Origin of the sequence: Microcoleus sp. A2-C3 (assembly GCF_036706065.1) — a bacterium.
In the GTDB taxonomy this organism is placed as follows: Bacteria; Cyanobacteriota; Cyanobacteriia; order Cyanobacteriales; family Microcoleaceae; genus Microcoleus.
The window spans coordinates 44,923-62,915 of the sequence record NZ_JAUBVX010000013.1 but is presented as its reverse complement, the minus strand read 5'-3'; the positions used below and the strand labels follow the sequence as shown (position 1 = coordinate 62,915).

Sequence of the window (17,993 nt, the reverse complement as noted above, 5' to 3'; positions counted from 1 at the left end):
GACGAAAATACTTAGAAAAGTTGAGTGCATTCTGTTAATATTAACTCATAAAAAAGGTAGAGAATTTTAATTCTCTACCTTTTTTTATGTAAGGATTGTGAGTTATTTGCGATCGCGAGATTAGTTATTTCACAACTTTACTCCCGATGCGATCGCACGCCACTCAACCTTACTCAGCACCTTGGGGCAGCAATTCCCGCTTTTGACCTTGCAGCACCTTCACAACACCGGCTTCATCCACATCCACAACAGCGGTGTCACCGTCTTTGATGCGGCCAGAAAGGATTTCCTCAGCCAAACTGTCTTCCAACAACCGCATGATAGCGCGGCGCAGGGGTCGAGCTCCGTAGCTGGGGTTGTAGCCTTCTTCTACCAGCCTTTCTTTGAATTTCTCGGTCACTTCCATCGTGATTCCCTGTTCTGTCAAGCGGCCGAACACTTCTTTGAGCATGATGACGGCAATTTCCTTGACTTCTTCCTTATTCAACTGACGGAAGACGATAATTTCGTCAAGTCGGTTGAGGAATTCTGGGCGGAAGTAGTTCTTGAGTTCTTCGTTAACCAAAGAGCGAATGCGGTTGTAAGTAGCATCGGCTTGGTTGTCGCTGAACTCGAAGCCGAGGCCACCGCCACCTTTTTCAATCACCTTAGAACCGATGTTGGAAGTCATAATCAGCAGCGTATTTTTGAAATCTACGGTGCGACCTTTGGCATCGGTTAAGCGGCCGTCTTCCAATATTTGCAGGAGCATATTGAAGACATCGGGGTGGGCTTTTTCGATTTCGTCGAACAATACGACGGTGTAAGGACGGCGGCGGACTGCTTCTGTGAGTTGTCCGCCTTCGTTGTAGCCGACGTAGCCTGGAGGGGAACCGATTAGTTTGGAGACGGTGTGACGTTCCATGTATTCGGACATATCCAGTCGAATCATCGCGTCTTCGGAACCGAAGAAGTAGCCGGCTAGGGCTTTGGTCAATTCGGTTTTACCGACACCGGTGGGCCCGGAGAAGATGAAACTGGCGATCGGGCGATTGGGATTTTTCAACCCAACGCGAGCGCGACGAATGGCACGGGAAACGGCTTTCACTGCTTCTTCTTGGCCGATCAAACGCTGGTGCAAGGTATCTTCCATGTGCAGCAGCTTTTCGGACTCAGATTCAGTTAGTTTGTTAACCGGTACGCCCGTCCAGCTTGCGACGATTTGAGCGATATCTTCTTCGGTAACTACTGGCGATGGATCGGTGTCGCCACGGGCCGCCGAGTCGGTTTTTTTTGCTTGGGAAATCGCGCGAATTTCGGCTTTGATCGTCATTTCTCGATCGCGCAATTCGCCTGCTTTGTCAAAGTCTTGAGAACGCACCGCTTCGTCTTTATCTTTGAGGACTTTGCGGAGTTCTTTATCAAGTTCTTTGGCTGCGGGGGGAAGTTGGGAGTTGATCAAGCGGACTCTGGAACCAGCTTCATCTACCAAGTCAATAGCTTTGTCTGGGAGGAAGCGATCGGAGATGTAGCGGTGAGAGAGTTTGGCTGCGGCTTCCAAGGCCGTATCCAAGATTTTCAGCTTGTGGTGCTGTTCGTAGCGTTCCCGCAGACCGAACAGAATCTCGATCGTCTCATCAACGGTGGGTTCGCCGACCATCACGGGCTGGAAGCGTCGCTCTAGGGCGGCATCGCGCTCGATGTGCTTGCGGTACTCATCAAGGGTTGTAGCACCGATACACTGGAGTTCGCCTCTAGCCAAAGCTGGCTTGAGAATGTTGGCTGCGTCGATCGCGCCTTCCGCCGCACCAGCACCGATCAAAGTGTGCACTTCGTCAATCACCAAAATCACGTTACCCGCCGTGCGGATTTCGTCCATGATTTTTTTCAGGCGCTCTTCAAATTCGCCCCGGTATTTCGTACCAGCGACGAGCAGGCCGATGTCGAGGGTGACGACGCGCTTGTCTTCGAGGATGTCTGGGATGTCGTTGTTAGCGATGCGCTGGGCCAGGCCTTCGGCGATCGCAGTTTTACCGACTCCGGGTTCGCCGATCAGTACCGGGTTATTTTTGGTACGGCGACCGAGGATTTGAATTACCCGTTCGATTTCTTTTTGCCGACCGACTACGGGGTCAAGCTTACCATCGACCGCCATTTGAGTCAGGTTGGCTCCAAATTCGTCCAGGGTTGGGGTTTTGGTGCGAGCGCCGCCGCCAGTGGCTGCGACTTCTGCGGTTTCTCCCAGCATCCGAATCACTTGGGTGCGGACTTTCGACAAGTCTACTCCCAGATTTTCCAGGACTCTGGCCGCTACTCCTTCACCTTCGCGAATCAGGCCGAGCAGCAGGTGTTCGGTGCCGATATAGTTGTGTCCGAGTTGGCGAGCTTCTTCGAGGGACAGTTCTAGAACCCGCTTGGCGCGCGGGGTGAACGGAATTTCGACTGCTACGAAGCCCGAACCGCGCCCGATGATTTTTTCGACCTCAATCCGAGCATCTTTGAGGTTGACCCCCATTGATTTGAGGACTTTAGCCGCAACTCCGGTTCCTTCCCCGATCAGACCCAGGAGGATCTGTTCTGTCCCTACGAAGTTGTGACCCAGGCGGCGAGCTTCTTCCTGGGCCAGCATGATTACTTTTATTGCTTTTTCTGTGAAGCGTTCAAACATGATTTATTCCCACCTGCTATATGCCCGTTTTGAGGTCACGCTCGCACAACGAGCGTTTTTGTTCGAGTTTTAACTCGTGATGCTAATTCTAGCGCGACACTCCCACCGCTCTGCCGCACTCGGCTGCGGTTGCAGATTCCAGGCTCATGTTGCAGGGTGGCTTTCAACTGGGAAGACCCAAATGGTGGCTGACCTACAACCTCCCCTAGACTGCCAGAAGATTGCTCTTCTCGGCCTGTGCCCAACCTACGACTACGTATTGATGGATTCTAGCACAATGTTTTTTGCGATCGAGCGCGATCGTAAATTCATACATCGAGAAGTGTGTAGAGGTTGCTTCACGAGAGTTATGTGTTACGGGCGCGATCGAGCTTTTCGATGTTAATCCATTGCGCGATCGCAGGGGAGGTCAAAAACCAGGTTTTTGCAGAAAATCTTCGCTGTAGCCATCAAATTAATTGAAAAACCCGGTTTCTTTGGTCAGGAGTGCGTCCGGTGTAATTGTCACGCGCTTGGCTTAGCTCTCAAGTAGCATTCCTCAACTTTGAGGATTTAAAATTCACAGCGGTCTCTACAAAACCGAATCAAAATCAAGCCTAAAAGATTGTCGGGAAGTCTAGTTCCGAAGCCCACAGACTCCACAAATGAGCTGCACCCAAGCCCAAAAAGGCCAACAATGAGGCGAAGGGGGAGGCGTTCTATTGTACAGGAGGAGATTCGTTGGTTGTTTCTAAAGTAGACCTCTTGCAAAAATCCGAAAATACCCTGAAACCATCTGCGTCAATCTGTGTTTATCTGCCCGATATCTGCGGTTGCTCTATGACTTGAAGATTTTTGCAAGAGGTCTAGTCACAACCCCATCGCCTCCAATAGTTCCATTTCGCAAGAATAAAAAAAATGCCTTGGGATCTGCGAACATAAATCCGTCATTTCCAGAAATAACTTGGAAACCAAATTGAGTGGGAATTCCGTTCTCGAAAGCCAAAACAGGAGCGTCAGGGAATTCGTCAAGATCACTGGCCGTATAGGTAACAGGAGTTAAACCTGGGGAGCATCTCAGTTTTGCATTTCTAGTGCGAGCGTCCCCGCTCGCTCCTACCTACAATACGCGAGCGGGGACGCTCGCACTATAATAAAAAAATGCTTTTTGCAAAACTGAGATGCTCCCCATTCTGCGGACTAAAGTCCACACTACGAACCAATCTTATTGCGATCAATCGACCGGACACGAGATCGCGTTTGATTGACTGGACTTGAGGTTAAAAGCTGCACAAAATCATATTCAAAACGGCCAAAGGTCGATCGCCCGCTATCATTTATTCCGCCGCAGCCGATCGCAAATTTGCACTTTCTCAACCGCCAAATATTGCTGAAATTCCTGTTTTTCCATGCCACTGCGCCACATCACCAGAGCATCTTCTCCCGTGTCTTCGTAGTATCGTTTGCGCCTTCCTGCTTCTTGAAATCCAAATTTTTCGTACAGCGCCACTGCTGCTAAATTGGACGATCGCACTTCTAAAGTTGCCCGTTCTAATTGTCTGTCACAAGCCGATTTGAGCAAGGCCCAAAGCAGAGCTTGTCCCAAGCCCCGACCTTGAAAGCGCGGATCGATCGCCAAAATGGTAATGTGAGCTTCTTCTAAAATTGCCCACAAACAACCCAAGCCGATCAGCGTTTGGGTTGCTTCTATGGGCGGTGCCCCGGTGTTCGCCCGGTTTTGAGGGGAGAAAATATCAAAAGGATCGAGTGCGCTATCCAATTTTTCTGAGGCGCAGTCTGCTGTTTCCCATGTCCACAAACCAAATAAATCGCTGTTAGGACTGCCTAACTCGCGCCTGTAGCCTTCGATCGTCCAAAGTCCGCCAAAACAAAGGCGATCGAGCTCGACCGCACTGTTGAGGTGTTCGGCGGCGATCTGTTTAATTTCTAGAAAACGCACGGCAGTAAATTGTACACTAGAAAATAAAGTAGCGATTAGTTTTTTTTGCTATTGTCGAGTAATTGCTAATCAGTCTCTAAACATTAGTCTACAGCAGCGACTGTTCGCTGCCGGCTAAGGACTTCTGAAAAATGAATAATCACCAAGGATAGTTATTGCGCCGATGGTATCAACTCAATCTCTCAGGGTGGAATCTGGACTTCAGTACCTGTCTGAGTCTCAAGAGGCCCTCTCAAGTCGATCGCCCAATCAAGAACTTTTACCGCTGACAGCCCGCGTTAACAGCCGAGATCGGCTGGAAATCGGAGGCTGCGAAGTGACTGCTTTGGTGGAGCAATTTGGCTCGCCACTGTACATTTTAGACGAAGAAACGCTGCGGGCGGCTTGCACCCAGTACCGGGATGCTTTTGCACGTTACTATCCGGGCGAAACTCAAGTGCTCTATGCTTCTAAAGCTTGGAGTTGTTTGGCGGTTTGCGCGATCGCAGCTTCGGAAGGTTTAGGAATAGATGTAGTATCGGCCGGCGAAATCCATACTGCACTGCAAGCCGGCGTTACCCCTGACAAAATCTATTTCCACGGTAACAACAAGTCCCGCGAGGAATTACAGCTAGCTGTCGAAAGCGGCTGCACTACCGTAGCCGACAATTGGCAGGATTTAGAGACTCTTTCTGAGTTGGGGAAATTGGGTGTCACCAGTAAAACCGGTGGGCCGATACGAATTATGGTGCGGTTTACTCCGGGAATTGAGTGTCACACCCACGAGTATATTCAAACCGGCCAAATCGACAGTAAATTTGGCTTCGATCCCAATTCGCTCGATCGAGTATTTAAGTTCATCAGCGAACAGCCGTCATTATATTGTGTGGGAGTGCACGCTCACATCGGCTCTCAGATTTTTGAACTGCAACCCCACGACGACTTAGCCGAGGTCATAATTCAGGCCTTGACAAAAGCACAAAGTTATGATTTGCCTGCCACAGAAATTAATATTGGCGGTGGGTTGGGCATTCGCTATACTGAGACGGACGATCCTCCTAGCATTGATGATTGGGCTCGGACAATTTGCACCGCAGTGGTAGCAGCTTGCGAGCGGCAGCAATTGCCATTACCCAAATTACTTTGCGAACCGGGGCGATCGCTCGTCGGTACAGCCTGCGTTACAGCTTACACCGTAGGTTCTAAAAAAGTAATTCCGGGAATGCGGACGTATTTAGCCGTGGATGGGGGAATGTCGGACAATCCGCGTCCTATTACCTATCAATCAGTGTATCGAATCCTCGCAGCCGGCAAAATGCGCGATCCCTTAACGGAAACAGTGACAATTGCTGGGAAACACTGCGAGTCAGGCGATGTTCTGATTAAAGATGCTAAATTGCCAGAGTGTCAGGCCGGAGATATTCTCGCAGTTACGGCTACAGGAGCATACAATTACAGTATGTCTTCTAACTACAATCGAGTACCCCGACCGGCAGCGGTTTTAGTGAAAAATGGGGAAGTTAACACGATTTTACAGCGGGAAACTTACCAGGATTTGCTGAGGCTCGATCGCCTTCCAGAGCGACTCGGAACTCAAAAGTAAGAAGTAAAAATAAAAAGTAAAGAGTAAAAAGTAAGATAATTCATTTTGATTTCTTGATGGTTGTCTTTTAACTTTTTACTTTTGGCTTGTTTAGTCACGCGATTGGAATAACAACTGTTCATGGTTCACGGGTTCGAGTGCATCACGGTTCGCGGTTCACAGGCGGTAGCGTTCGATGAACCATGAACAATCAACAATCTGGCTATAACTTTGGCCTCGTTGAGTCCTTATTGGTTCAGGCGATCGATATTGGACTGGTATTTACGCTTGCGTATTTGGTGCTCGTCATCGTCGGGGAGCGCCGGACGCTGTGGATGGTACGGGGATTTATTATTTTGATGCTGGCGACGGCACTGAGCAACTGGGCTGGATTGAGGCTGTTACACGTTGCCCTCAACAGCTTGGTGACAGGTTCTGCTGTGGCAATGGCGGTAATATTGCAGTCGGAGTTTCGCCGATTTCTGGAACAATTAGGGCGGGGGGAAATTAGACAATTGTTTGGACGCGATCGCCGACCAACTCCCGCACCGGACAGCGTAATAGATGAAATTGTGGACGCAGTAAAAGAACTTTCGCAAAACCGCACGGGCGCTTTATTAATTGTAGAAACAGATTCTCCGATCGACGATCGGGATTTTTCAGTGCCCGGAGTCAAGCTAAATGCTGAAATCTCTAAGGAATTGTTGCAGACAATCTTTCAGCCGCAAACTTTGCTACACGATGGTGCCGTTTTGATTCGAGCTTCGCGGATCGTGTCGGCGGGGGTAATTTTGCCTTTGTCCGATCGCAGCGCGTCGCGACAGTTGGGAACCCGCCACCGGGCGGCGATGGGGATTACCGAACGGGTGCAAGCTTGCGTGTGCGTCGTGGTGTCCGAGGAAACGGGTTCGATTTCTCTGGCGCAGATGGGAATGTTAAATCGACCTTTGACTAGCAGCAAACTTAAGGAATTGCTGGAAGCAAAGCTGTTTCCGTCGGAGGGAGAAAGAGTTGTGGCTCCAATTCCGATCGGCAATTTCGGACGGCAGATAGGATTGAAGGGAGTGACACTGTTAAAGCGGATACTGCGCCGTTAGTCGGGTAATCGGGAGAAACCATGAGTCAAGGAATTTGCTTGGAAAAGCTGCCTGCGGATCTACAACAAGAACTACTGCCTAAGCACATAGCAGTGATTATGGATGGTAACGGGCGCTGGGCTAAGAATAAGGGGTTGCCGCGGATTGCGGGACACCGCCGGGGGGCTAGCGCCCTGAAGGAATTGTTGCGCTGCTGCAAAGATTGGGGGATTCCAGCTTTAACGGCCTATGCTTTTTCGACGGAGAATTGGGGGCGGCCGGCCGGAGAGGTGGATTTTTTGATGAGTTTGTTTGAGGGGAAGCTGCGACAAGAATTGCGGGAGATGGTGGACGAGGATGTGCAAATTCAATTTATGGGGAATTTGGAGGCTTTGCCAAGGTCTTTGCAGGCGGAAATCGAGCGTTCTGTGACGGCAACTCAGGACAATCGGGGGATTTTGTTTCGGGTGGCGACGAATTATGGCGGCCGCCAGGAGATTGTACAGGCTTGTCGGGCGATCGCCACTCAGGTACAAGAAGGCAAGTTGCAGCCGGAGGAGATTGATGAGGTTTTATTTAAACGCTATTTGTATACTGCTGATGTTTGCGATCCGGATTTGCTGATTCGGACGAGTGGGGAAATGCGGTTGAGCAATTTCTTGCTGTGGCAAATGGCTTATGCGGAAATTTACATTACTGAGACGCTGTGGCCGGATTTTGATCGATCGGAGTTTCACCGCGCTTTGTCTGATTACCAGCAACGCACCCGCAGATTTGGCAAAGTCTAACGATTTTGGATTTTGGATTTTGGATTTTAGATTAATTTTTCAGTTGCCAATTAGGTTGATTCTGAACTGTATTCCTCAATCTAAAATCTAAAATCGCCAATCTAAAATCAAATTAGGGGCCTGAGAAAACGGCATCTTCAATGTCGTGACGCGAGAGAGAGTATTTGAAGGCTCGCTGAATGTCTTTACCGTCGCCCCCCCCGTCAATGTAGCGGACGGTGATTTGGTCGATATCGAGTAAGAGTTCTGCTTTCCAGGTAGGTCGATCGATCTGCCAGCAGTGGAGTTCTTGCCGGTCTTGCTCGCAGCCGCGACTGATTAGCCACTGCTCGATTTCCGGGAGTGGATGGCTGTATAAAGGAGTATCAGCGGAAGGAAGAGTCATAGGATTTTATAGAAGAAGGAAGAAGGAAGAAGGAAGAAGGAAGAAGGAAGAAGGAAGAAGGAAGAGGGAAGTATATGTGGGGCGATGCACACCGCACCCAGAGGCTTATGAGTGCGTCGTCAAACCAATTTTTGCAGTCAACACTGTTTAATTGCCGCGAATTAAGCCGATCGCGATCGCCAGTACCAAACATCCGACTAAAGTAGTTCCCATGATAAACAGGGCGAATATTTCTCCTGGGGAAAGAGGGCGATCCGTGGGGTCTAGGTAAACCGAGTTAGAAATTTTTTCACGCGATCGAGAAACCGGAGTGTTGAAGCCTGGGGGCGACTGAATCACGTTCACGCGAGAGTAGCCTATTTTGAGGTCGTAGGCGAGGCGGCGTTCTGGGTTGCTGAGAGTGGCGTAGGCGTTGTTTAGCTGCTGAAATTTGGCCGTGGCGACGGAGGGCGGCAGGTCGGTGGTATCGGGATGGTAGAGTTTGCTCAGTTCCCGGTACGATCGCCGAATTTCGATCGCGGAGGCTGAAGGATGGAGCCCTAACAAGCCGTAATGACCGGAACCCAAGGGGGTTTTTCCTGAGATTTTTTGACTTTTGTTTTTCGCAGTTACCTGGTTAGGATTCACCTCAGCGCCTCTAGGCTTGTTATGAATATTTTTCGATCATTTTAGCCTAAATTTGGGGGCAACGCCTGTGTCGATCGCAAATTCCGCACATCCTCCAGCGTCAGCCCTGTGGTTTGGCTGATGGTTTCGTCATCGAGGCGTGAAAGTAGCTGTCGGGCGATCGTCAGCTTCTGTTCTCGCTTTCCTTCCTCTCGTCCTTCCTCTATTCCTGCTTCCCTTCCTTCCTCAGTTGCTTTCATAATCGCCCCCTGTTGGTCATAAATAAACTGTTCTCTTCTGTCCAAATCTGCCACTTCCTCGCGGCTTAACTTGGATTGATTCGCAATATTAAAAGCTTCCTGTATTTCGGGTATGCTATCCATTGCTTCTGGGATTGATGTGAGACTTCTGGCATTTTTCATGAAATAAATCCATTTATCTGCTAAGGTTTCAAGTTCCTCCTCTCCTTTAGTAAACTTGGGCAACTCTACAAACACTAAATCCAGGTCATTTTCGGGATAAGTAAAGTTTTTATTGACTTCCTTGAATACAAATCTCGAAATCCATTCTTCGCTGTTAGCAAACATTTCAAAATCCGTAATTGTTAAAGCAATCACTGGCTTCAGCAATCGATATCCTTGTGCTGCTTCCAATTGAAAAGCATAGGTTTTTGCTGCATTGTACAAAACTCGTTTGCCAAAAGACTGGACGTTGAGCACTTGCATTTCAATGATGACTAAAGTGCCGTCTTTGAGTTTGGCTTTCACATCCAGATAACTATCTTTTAAGCCTTCAAGTTTGGGCGGCAGATTTGGGTTGATAATTTCTAAGTCTTCGATGGTAGAATTGCCTTCATAAATTAAGGCGTTGAGAAAGCTAATCAGAATATCTTTGCTTTCTGATGAACCGAAGATTTTTTTGAAGGCGTAATCGGTTTTTGGGTTGATAAATATCATGGCTGTATATTTAGGTTTTTGGCTATTAGTTTTGTGACGGAGTAGGGGATTTGAGAGCTGTCAAACTGCTTATTTTGTTTCCGACAAAGGCTTGACATCTTGTGGCAAATGTGCATTAGCGATCGCCAATTCAGACTCTTCGCTGCTCTGTTCGCCGTCAATGGGAAGCTGGCAAGAAATTAGTTCTGTGACAATCCGATCGCCCAGAACATCTTCCCAATCCTGCAACTGCTCTCTGGCTGCGAGCGGGGAATTGACAGCGACATCTACGCCCATTTGGTGCAGGTTAAGGCTGTGAGTGGTCGATCGGCGGTTGACAAACTCCACCAACCAAACGCTCAATCCGACTGCAGCCATCAAAGGCAACACAATCCTGTAATCGCGGGTTAATTCAAACATCAACAAAATGGCTGTCAGCGGTGCTTTGGCGCTACCGGCGAGGATGGCGGCCATTCCCACCATTGCGTAGGCAGCAGGGCCTGCAACTCGATCGCTCATTGCCGGGATCATTTCCAAAAAGATGCCGTAAGCCGAACCCAGACAAGCTCCCAAAAACATCGCCGGAGCGAATATCCCCCCCACCAAACCGCTGCCGAGGCTGATTGCTGTCACCGCCAGTTTGACCAATAGCAGCAGCAACAGCAAAGGTAAGGAAAATTTCACATCTTGCAGCATCGCTTCCACTGTTTCGTAGCCTACACCCAAAACTTGAGGAAATTGCAGGGCGACTAAACCGACAATCGCGCCGCCGAGGATCGGATGAAACGGGCGGGGCAGTCGTCCGAGCCAACTAAATCCTCGGGTTTTTCCTTGAAAACAGCGATCGGTAAATTGAATTGCTTCTGTATAAGCTAGGCACACAAAGCTCGCCAAAAGTCCCAATCCCATGTACAGTGGCAGTTCTAGGGGGCTGCGGACATCGTAGACAGGCAAAGCAAAAGCCGGCTGAGCTCCCAAACAAATTTGAGCGATCAGCGCCGAAACTACGGCAGAGAGCAAGACAACGCTGACTGACGAAGTGGCAAAGGTGCTACCGAGCACGACTTCTAAGGCAAAAAAGACTCCGGCGATGGGAGAGTTAAACCCGGCGGATAAACCTGCTGCTGCTCCCGCGCCGAGGAGCAAGCGCTGCCGTTCTGGGGAGAGCTGCAAGACTTGAGCTAGCAGCATTCCGAAGTTGGCGCCGATTTCAACGCTGGGGGCTTCCGGCCCGAGGGATGCGCCGGTGCCGAGGGATACTGAGGCGGCCACCATTTTGGTGATGGGTTTGAGGGGGGAGAGTTCTTGCAGCCCGCGGGTGGCTGCAATTAACGATGACATATTCGGGCCAAAATCCCGAAACCGCCAGCGCATCAGCCCGATGATGACTCCGCCCAAGGTAGGAATGCAGGCTAGCGTCCAAGGGCCTTTCGAGGCGATCGCGCCCATGAAGTCTTCCAGCATCAGGCTGTGGATGAAGTGGATGAGATAGTGAAATGTGACGACGCCTGCGCCCGTAACTCCCCCAATGACTAGGGAGAGGATGAGCAGGAGGGTTTCGGGGCTAAGGTGCAGGCGGTTGAACAGCGGGCTGAGGCGGGAGGATTCGGGAGTTTCTGCGGTTGGATCAGGTGGCGGCAGATCCACAGGAGGGGTGGCTGTCATTTAACGGTTAATTCTTCTTTGAGAAGTTAGATAAATATTACATTTTATTTCTTATTCTCATTTTGAGTGATTTTAGGGGAATTGACAAGCTATGCGATTTTAGATTTTGGATTTTAGATTGAAGAATTGAAGAATTGGGAATGAATGATGAATCTGGTGTTTGAGAGCGCGAGCATATAGTTGTGTTTTTTGGGGGAATGATGTTAATTAAGATGTATTTTATGGCTGATTGTTTGGAACAGATGAGGGGTTTAAATGACAAATTAAGAAACTCAGTAGATTCGATATTATTGTATGCTCACTATATTGAAAAATTGAAGACTTTTAGATTTATTCCACGATACGGTTTTTGAATTCACACGGAAAACCGCAGATGTTGGCGGATTAACGGGGATGAACGCAGATGCAATTTCAGATATTTTTGATTTTGGCAAGATGTTTATTGCATTAGAATCTAAAATCTAAAATCACTTGATTGGTTGTTGCGCGGCCGAAATTCTGGGTCTGGGTTTGGCGATCAATATTAGCGGATCGCCGATGGTGGCGACTTTCCAGGGAGGGGATTCTAGCTGACGGGCTGCGATTAAAAAAGGCGCGCCTCGTTTTAGGCGATCGACCATTATTTTAGGTGGAAGAAATGCAGATAACAAAGGTTCGTCAACGCTACCAACATATGCGTAAGCGCCATTGTCCAACCACCTGCCGGCAACGGTATTTGCATCATCTGGAGCGGATGCTGACCAACTATGAATCATGTGAATTGCTGCGGGAAATTGCAGTTTTGGTATGTCTTCAACTACAGCATCGCCGTTACCGACTTGAAATGATTTTGGATAGCCTTTGGAATTCATCAATATTAAGTCAAATGTCCACGGTTTTGATGCTAAACTACGCCACTTTTGCAGGCTAGCTTCTGGTTGCTGCACTAATTCGACATTCAAGCCTATGCTTTTTAGTTCGCTAGCGGCTGACTCCATTTCATATTTTGCCCAATTTCCTTCTTTGGGGTAACTGTCATAAAGCATGGCTGTTTCGCTATCGAGAAATATGGCACACATGGCTTGATAGATCGATCGCACTTCTTCGCCATAAATCCAGCCGGCGGCGGCCCACCGTTCGCCGTTGGGATGCCTTCCCAAACCGTCGGTAACAGCCCATTGTTCGTCTTTGTTTTTGGGGGATTGATATTTTACTGCTAGTTGGCGTACAATGGTGATTGTGTCGATCGGGTCTCCGAGTTGAGAGTAAAAATATCCGGTGGATTCGACGGCTTTTGTAACCGCTGCTTGCAGATTTTTCCACTGTGCATCATTGAGGTTATCGTTGGGTTTTCCGAAGTTACCTTCGAGAAATACTAAAGGTTGGCCGCGGGCGGCTGCTAAGGCAACTGCTGCTGTACGTGCGGGGTCGTTTTCTGAAGTGATTACTACTCCTGGGGGTTCCCAGCCTAGTGAGTTCCATTTTGCTTTTAAGGTTTGAGCATCCGTGGCATTCCAGGCTGCTGCTGCGCTGTTGAGCATTAATTGTTGGAGTTTTTGACCTTTTGGGAGTTGCTGTTTGATGCTCGGCAAACGGACGATTTCTTCGGGTTGGAAGCGCTCCAAAAACATCGGCGTGTATTTTTTGTCTTCGATGAGAATGGGCCAGTTTCCTTTGAGATTCCATTTTTGGATTGCTGCTAAGAATGTGGCTTCGTCTGGTACTAAAACTATGCGATTAACTGTTGGGATGTTGTCGCGGAGGATGTTGACTCGGAGGCCTGTTTGTACTGGCCAGGGTTCTTGTTTTGCTGAGGCGGGGAGTTGAAAGGATTTTTTGAAAAGGCGATCGCACCCGACACCGATTATTGCTAAGCTTGCAATCAGGGCGATCGTCAGGAATTTAAGTTTTAAGTTTTTTTTCATAAGGCAAAAGAAGATCGGGACAAAACTCGATCGCCAACACTAGAAATTATGCGTATATTTTTATACAAATAGCAGATTTTAGAGCTATGACACAAGGAAAGATTGTCAGTGCGATCGGGATTATGACTGTTTGGGCGATCGGCTTAGCAACTACAAGTTTAATAATTTTCGCAGCCAATGGTTCCTCAGTCAAGCATCAAGTCCGACAATTGCTTGTAGCGAGAGAATGCCGGGGGTGCAATGGTCATTAGTCATTGGTCATCAGTCATTAGTCAGAGGAAAGGGCGATCGCGCCTGCAACCTTCATTTCCCGTTATCTGGTGAGGAAATGAAGGCGTGAGGTGCTATCGCTAGTAGTTTGGTATATTGTTGGCGATCGAACTCATGGAGCAAATCAGATTTTACAAACGCGCAGGCTGCTGCGATAGCTCAACTCTTGAGCGGCTGCAAACAACATTCGCAATGTACTAAGGTCTTTTGTCAGTCCGCTCCAAGCGAATGTTAGGCTACTTGTAATCTACAATTAGCCAAAAATGCCTACAACTGCACTGGTAATCTCTATAATTACTTCTCCAGGAATAGATAAGTCTGGACTACTTAGACCCACGTCATGCCAGTTGGGATCGCCTTGAGCAACCTCTACCCACATATTAGGTTTGTAGAAAAGCTGTTTACCCGACAGGTTAGTTCTAGTAACAGCAATCCAGGACAAGTACCAAGCGTCATAGCTCACATCATCATTTATATGTGCTGGCTCATGCTTTACACGCATTGACAGTTTGGCAACTTCACCTGAACCTCCATCGACTCGATAGACGTTCAGATTACCTCTCTCACGATCATCTCCAGGATTATCTAATGTCTTCCAGTTAGATTGTGAGCCATCGGAGTAGATAAGTTGTACATCAACATCAAAATCTGTCCCCCCCTTTTTTACGTCTCCCGTTCGGATAGCGATTATAAGGTCTGCCATAATTTAATAGCCTCTCTTGAATTTGATCAGTGTTCAAACACAAAGCCGTATTCTTTTCGATTGATACACATCTGATAAGCAGGTCGCCTACATATAGCCTGAACTACTTGTTCTCTGGCTTAATTCAAAGAATAAACCATCCCGATCGCCCTGTCGGTGAGAAAAAGTAACAGACTTTTGTAACGCTTTGTAAATTCGTAAATTAACGTGATATTAAATCCGGGTTTACTACACCCTTGATGATTAGTCGCTAATTTCTCCCCTTCTCTCCCTCTTAAGCGATAAAGGGGGTTTTTAACCCGGATTTGGTATCAGTCGGTAATCCAGCTACCGGAGCAACTAGCATCTACCTAAGAGCGTATATCACACCACTCACATTTCCAAACTGGCTTTACTTTAATTGAGGTAAAGTGAACGAAAGTACAAAATTTGATTGATTGTTAATTCCTGCGTTAATAGAACCTATATTTTTCTCTAAAGCTTTTCTCACAATATCTTGAGTAATTCCAAGTTTAGAAGCTATCAAAGGGGTGCTTTTATCAATTGCAAACTGTCGTACATTCAATCCATTGAAATTACTCAATTCCTTGGTTAGTTTAGGCGCAAGTGAAGGGCCAACATATCTACCTGCCAAACTAATTAGTTCAGCATACCATCTTGCCTCTAATCCTTCTATTTTAGGCGCTCCTATATTGCTGACTATAGTTTGGTTATTTTTGACTTGAATACCAAACAACTGCGTTACCCGCCCACTTACGGAAATCCAAGGGCTGTAGTGTTTCTTACCTGTGATAGGGTTCTTGACAAGCAGTTCTCTGTGTTCTACTTGGAGTATCCCACTCACTTGCAATTTGTCTCCTACTACATTGCAGTTTGTACCCTTTAATGTGAATCGATTAAAGGCTGTATCTTTCAAACGCTGCTCATTAACTTTCAGGGCTTGTGTCAAGACTGCTTCCATCAAATCCTTTGGTATAAATAATTGAGCTACATTGCCCTCAATCTTTAAACCAGGCTCAAAATTTGGAAAATTAACTGCTACTGCCTTTGGCTCTTGATAGCTAACAGTTTCTACAACCATTCCAAAACTCAATACAGCCAACGTTAATCCCGTTATTAGTTGTTTCTTCATAATCTTATTTTCTCACAATCGGCAGTTGAACTATGAACAGCTTTTGATCTGCCTTAATTCAAAGAATAAACTACCCCGATCGCCCTGCCGGTGAGAAAAAGTGACAGGGTTTTGTAAACTTACGTAAATTCCCTTAATCAATTTGAGATTTGAGATACTTCGGCAACGCTCAGCACAAGTTTGAGATTCTGGAATTAACCTCATCCCAAATCCTGATTCAATACCCCCTTTATTTATTAGTAGGTAAAGGCAGAATTCGTTCGTATAAATGCGGTTTCAACCGCCGAGTATAAAAGGGACTACCTTGCGGTTAATTTAATGAATTTGTTTTCTATCCTGAAAAACAACCCCCCTTCAGAATATTCGGTAAATATACTGAATAGGTCAAATGACAATTTATGAAAGCACAAGAGGCGATCGCCCTAATCGACATTTTGTTGCAATCCGCCAATAAAAAGCAAAAGCTCAATGACATTCAATCCCTCGTCTTTCTGGAAACTTGGGAAGGACATACTTATCAAGAAATAGCCGATCGCTTACTTTACGAACACGATTATATTAAACAAGTCGGTGCGCATTTGTGGCAAATTATCTCTAAAATCATCGGTGAAAAAGTCTCAAAGCAAAATCTTCAAGCAGTCTTGCGCCGCTACGAGCATAGCAGCGTACCAGATCACTGCATCCAAGATTGGGGAGAAGCGATCGATATTTCCTCTTTTTATAACCGCATACAGGAATTGGAAACATTAGAAACTTGGATTAGCGGCAATTCTACCCGTGCGATCGGTATTTTTGGCATTGGCGGTATCGGCAAAACTTCTTTGTCTGTCAAACTCGCTCAGCAAATTCAATCTCAATTTGAATTTGTGATTTGGCGCAGTTTGCAGCAAGCACCAACCTTAGATGTTATTCTCAGCAATATTTTACCGATTTTAACTAATTCATCGGCGACAACAAATAACTCTATTTCTGCTCTAATGGAACAGTGGCGGCAAAAACGCTGTGTGTTAATTCTCGACAACTTGGAGTCGATTTTGCAAGGGGGAAATCGCAGCGGACAATATCAACAAGGCTATGAAGATTACGGATTGTTAATTGCGCGCATTGCTGACGAATCGCACCAAAGTTGTTTGATTTTAACCGGGCGAGAACAACCGGGCGGGTTCGCTGTGCGATCGGGCGAAAATTTGCCCGTGCGATCGCTCAAACTCTTCGGAGTTTCACCGCCTGTATGCAAACAAATCCTCGCCGATAAAGGATTAAAGGCAACGCTACTACAAAGTAGAGATATTGTCAATTACTTTGGCGGCAATCCCCTGGCGATCAAAATTGCAGCCACGACTATTCAAACACTTTTTGGCGGTGATATTCAGAGATTTTTATTGCAAGGAAATACTGTTTTTAGCGATTTGTGGGATTTGCTCGATCGCCAGTTCGATCGCCTATCTCCCCTCCAACAACAAATCATGTACTGGTTGGCCATGAATCAAGAAGCAGCGACTCCTGCGAGGCTAAAAGCTGAAATTTTGCCCAAAGTTTCAGGACGCGACCTGATGGAAGCATTGGAGGCGCTGGCCGCGCGATCGCTCATCGAAGATCGGCGATCGCTCAATGACAGCGCACCAACAACTTTAATGCTACAGCCTGCGATCGTCGAATATATCATAGAACGCTTGATTCAAACCGCAATCTAAAACTTTTAATAAATTCCGGGAATTAGTTTTTTTACTCGCTGGCGATATTCTGAATAGTCGGGATATTTTTCACTCAACCAGGTTTCTTCACGATTGGCTTTGATATCAAAAAATATCAGTAAAATTGCAGTTGCTATTAAGTGCGATATGCTCATTTGAAAAATTGTCCAACCAAAAGCCGCTAAAATTAAGCCGCTGTATAATGGATGCCGCACTATGCTGTAAATTCCTGTTTGGATTAATTCTCCGTTTTCTATGGGATAGGGTAAAGGTGTGAGGTTTTTTCCTAAGTCTATCAATCCTTTGACGATTAAAATTAATGCACCCAAACCGAGCATAACTGCCAGAAACCAGGTAACATAAATTAATTGAGTTGATTGTATTTTGAATCCCGGCAGTTGATAAACTGGTAAGATGGCAAATCCTGCTAGTAATGCTCCTTGAAGCAATACTAAATATTCGCCGCGGCTGTTGTGGCGCAAGCCTTCGCGGGTAAAACCCCAGTCAGTTAATAGTTGTTTCATAGTAAGAAGGAAGAAGGAAGAAGGAAGAAGGAAGAGGGAAGAAGGAAGAAGGAAGAAGGAAGAAGGAAGAGGGAAGAAGGAAGAAGGAAGAAGGAAGAACAGGAATCAATACGGTTTAGCTAGTTGTTTTGACGCAAGCTTTCACGGGTGAAACCCCAATCAGT

General features: G+C 47.1%; 17 protein-coding genes. 7 read left to right on the top strand and 10 right to left on the bottom strand.

What is annotated here, in order from left to right:
• Positions 1-169 precede the first annotated feature (169 nt).
• Positions 170-2,647: an ATP-dependent Clp protease ATP-binding subunit gene (locus tag QUB66_RS09820; RefSeq protein ID WP_265237439.1), complete on the bottom strand. Its 2,478-nt coding sequence runs from the start codon at positions 2,645-2,647 to the stop codon at positions 170-172.
• A 181-nt stretch (positions 2,648-2,828) separates the two neighbouring features.
• Here QUB66_RS09820 and QUB66_RS09815 point away from each other — a divergent pair, with 181 nt between their 5' ends.
• Positions 2,829-3,032 (top strand): hypothetical protein, encoded by a 204-nt coding sequence (locus QUB66_RS09815; protein WP_332967444.1) that lies wholly within the window; start codon positions 2,829-2,831, stop codon positions 3,030-3,032.
• A 927-nt stretch (positions 3,033-3,959) separates the two neighbouring features.
• On the opposite strand, the gene rimI is transcribed toward QUB66_RS09815, so the two are convergent.
• Positions 3,960-4,586, bottom strand: a complete 627-nt coding sequence (rimI, locus tag QUB66_RS09810; protein ID WP_332967442.1) for a ribosomal protein S18-alanine N-acetyltransferase — start codon at positions 4,584-4,586, stop codon at positions 3,960-3,962.
• A gap of 163 nt (positions 4,587-4,749) precedes the next feature.
• Between rimI and lysA the strand changes: the two genes are divergently transcribed.
• From lysA to QUB66_RS09795, 3 genes are all read left to right on the top strand, one after another.
• On the top strand, positions 4,750-6,168 hold the full coding sequence (gene lysA, locus QUB66_RS09805) for a diaminopimelate decarboxylase (RefSeq protein WP_332967440.1): 1,419 nt from the start codon (positions 4,750-4,752) through the stop codon (positions 6,166-6,168).
• 182 nt (positions 6,169-6,350) lie between these two features.
• Positions 6,351-7,244, top strand: a complete 894-nt coding sequence (gene cdaA / locus QUB66_RS09800) for a diadenylate cyclase CdaA (RefSeq protein WP_332967438.1) — start codon at positions 6,351-6,353, stop codon at positions 7,242-7,244.
• A 20-nt stretch (positions 7,245-7,264) separates the two neighbouring features.
• On the top strand, positions 7,265-8,011 hold the full coding sequence (locus QUB66_RS09795) for an isoprenyl transferase (RefSeq protein WP_332967437.1): 747 nt from the start codon (positions 7,265-7,267) through the stop codon (positions 8,009-8,011).
• 112 nt (positions 8,012-8,123) lie between these two features.
• On the opposite strand, the gene QUB66_RS09790 is transcribed toward QUB66_RS09795, so the two are convergent.
• The 5 genes from QUB66_RS09790 to QUB66_RS09765 all read right to left on the bottom strand — a co-directional run bounded on the left by QUB66_RS09790 (position 8,124) and on the right by QUB66_RS09765 (position 13,506).
• Positions 8,124-8,396, bottom strand: a complete 273-nt coding sequence (locus QUB66_RS09790; protein ID WP_265237450.1) for a DUF3143 domain-containing protein — start codon at positions 8,394-8,396, stop codon at positions 8,124-8,126.
• Positions 8,397-8,543: 147 nt separating this feature from the next.
• Complete coding sequence (locus QUB66_RS09780) at positions 8,544-9,023, bottom strand: J domain-containing protein (RefSeq protein WP_321161628.1); 480 nt, start codon at positions 9,021-9,023, stop codon at positions 8,544-8,546.
• A gap of 41 nt (positions 9,024-9,064) precedes the next feature.
• Positions 9,065-9,958 carry an Rpn family recombination-promoting nuclease/putative transposase gene (locus QUB66_RS09775; protein ID WP_265237451.1) on the bottom strand — a complete coding sequence of 298 codons (894 nt, stop codon included), beginning with the start codon at positions 9,956-9,958 and terminating at the stop codon, positions 9,065-9,067.
• Between the two features lie 69 nt (positions 9,959-10,027).
• On the bottom strand, positions 10,028-11,602 hold the full coding sequence (locus QUB66_RS09770; protein WP_332967435.1) for a chloride channel protein: 1,575 nt from the start codon (positions 11,600-11,602) through the stop codon (positions 10,028-10,030).
• Positions 11,603-12,069: 467 nt separating this feature from the next.
• The gene (locus QUB66_RS09765; RefSeq protein WP_332967434.1) at positions 12,070-13,506 is read right to left on the bottom strand and encodes a hypothetical protein; all 1,437 of its coding nucleotides are present in this window, start codon (positions 13,504-13,506) and stop codon (positions 12,070-12,072) included.
• A gap of 86 nt (positions 13,507-13,592) precedes the next feature.
• Here QUB66_RS09765 and QUB66_RS09760 point away from each other — a divergent pair, with 86 nt between their 5' ends.
• Positions 13,593-13,757, top strand: a complete 165-nt coding sequence (locus QUB66_RS09760; RefSeq protein ID WP_265237457.1) for a hypothetical protein — start codon at positions 13,593-13,595, stop codon at positions 13,755-13,757.
• 272 nt (positions 13,758-14,029) lie between these two features.
• Here QUB66_RS09760 and QUB66_RS09755 read toward each other — a convergent pair whose 3' ends face one another.
• The gene (locus tag QUB66_RS09755; protein WP_332967433.1) at positions 14,030-14,479 is read right to left on the bottom strand and encodes a PLAT/LH2 domain-containing protein; all 450 of its coding nucleotides are present in this window, start codon (positions 14,477-14,479) and stop codon (positions 14,030-14,032) included.
• A gap of 391 nt (positions 14,480-14,870) precedes the next feature.
• Positions 14,871-15,611: a hypothetical protein gene (locus QUB66_RS09750; protein WP_332967431.1), complete on the bottom strand. Its 741-nt coding sequence runs from the start codon at positions 15,609-15,611 to the stop codon at positions 14,871-14,873.
• Between the two features lie 398 nt (positions 15,612-16,009).
• Between QUB66_RS09750 and QUB66_RS09745 the strand changes: the two genes are divergently transcribed.
• Positions 16,010-17,305, top strand: a complete 1,296-nt coding sequence (locus tag QUB66_RS09745) for an NB-ARC domain-containing protein (protein WP_332967430.1) — start codon at positions 16,010-16,012, stop codon at positions 17,303-17,305.
• A 5-nt stretch (positions 17,306-17,310) separates the two neighbouring features.
• On the opposite strand, the gene QUB66_RS09740 is transcribed toward QUB66_RS09745, so the two are convergent.
• Positions 17,311-17,829, bottom strand: coding sequence for a methyltransferase family protein (locus tag QUB66_RS09740; protein WP_332967428.1), 519 nt, complete (start codon positions 17,827-17,829; stop codon positions 17,311-17,313).
• Here QUB66_RS09740 and QUB66_RS09735 point away from each other — a divergent pair.
• Positions 17,821-17,952 (top strand): hypothetical protein, encoded by a 132-nt coding sequence (locus QUB66_RS09735; RefSeq protein ID WP_332967425.1) that lies wholly within the window; start codon positions 17,821-17,823, stop codon positions 17,950-17,952. The genes QUB66_RS09740 and QUB66_RS09735 overlap by 9 nt on opposite strands.
• Positions 17,953-17,993: the final 41 nt, after the last annotated feature.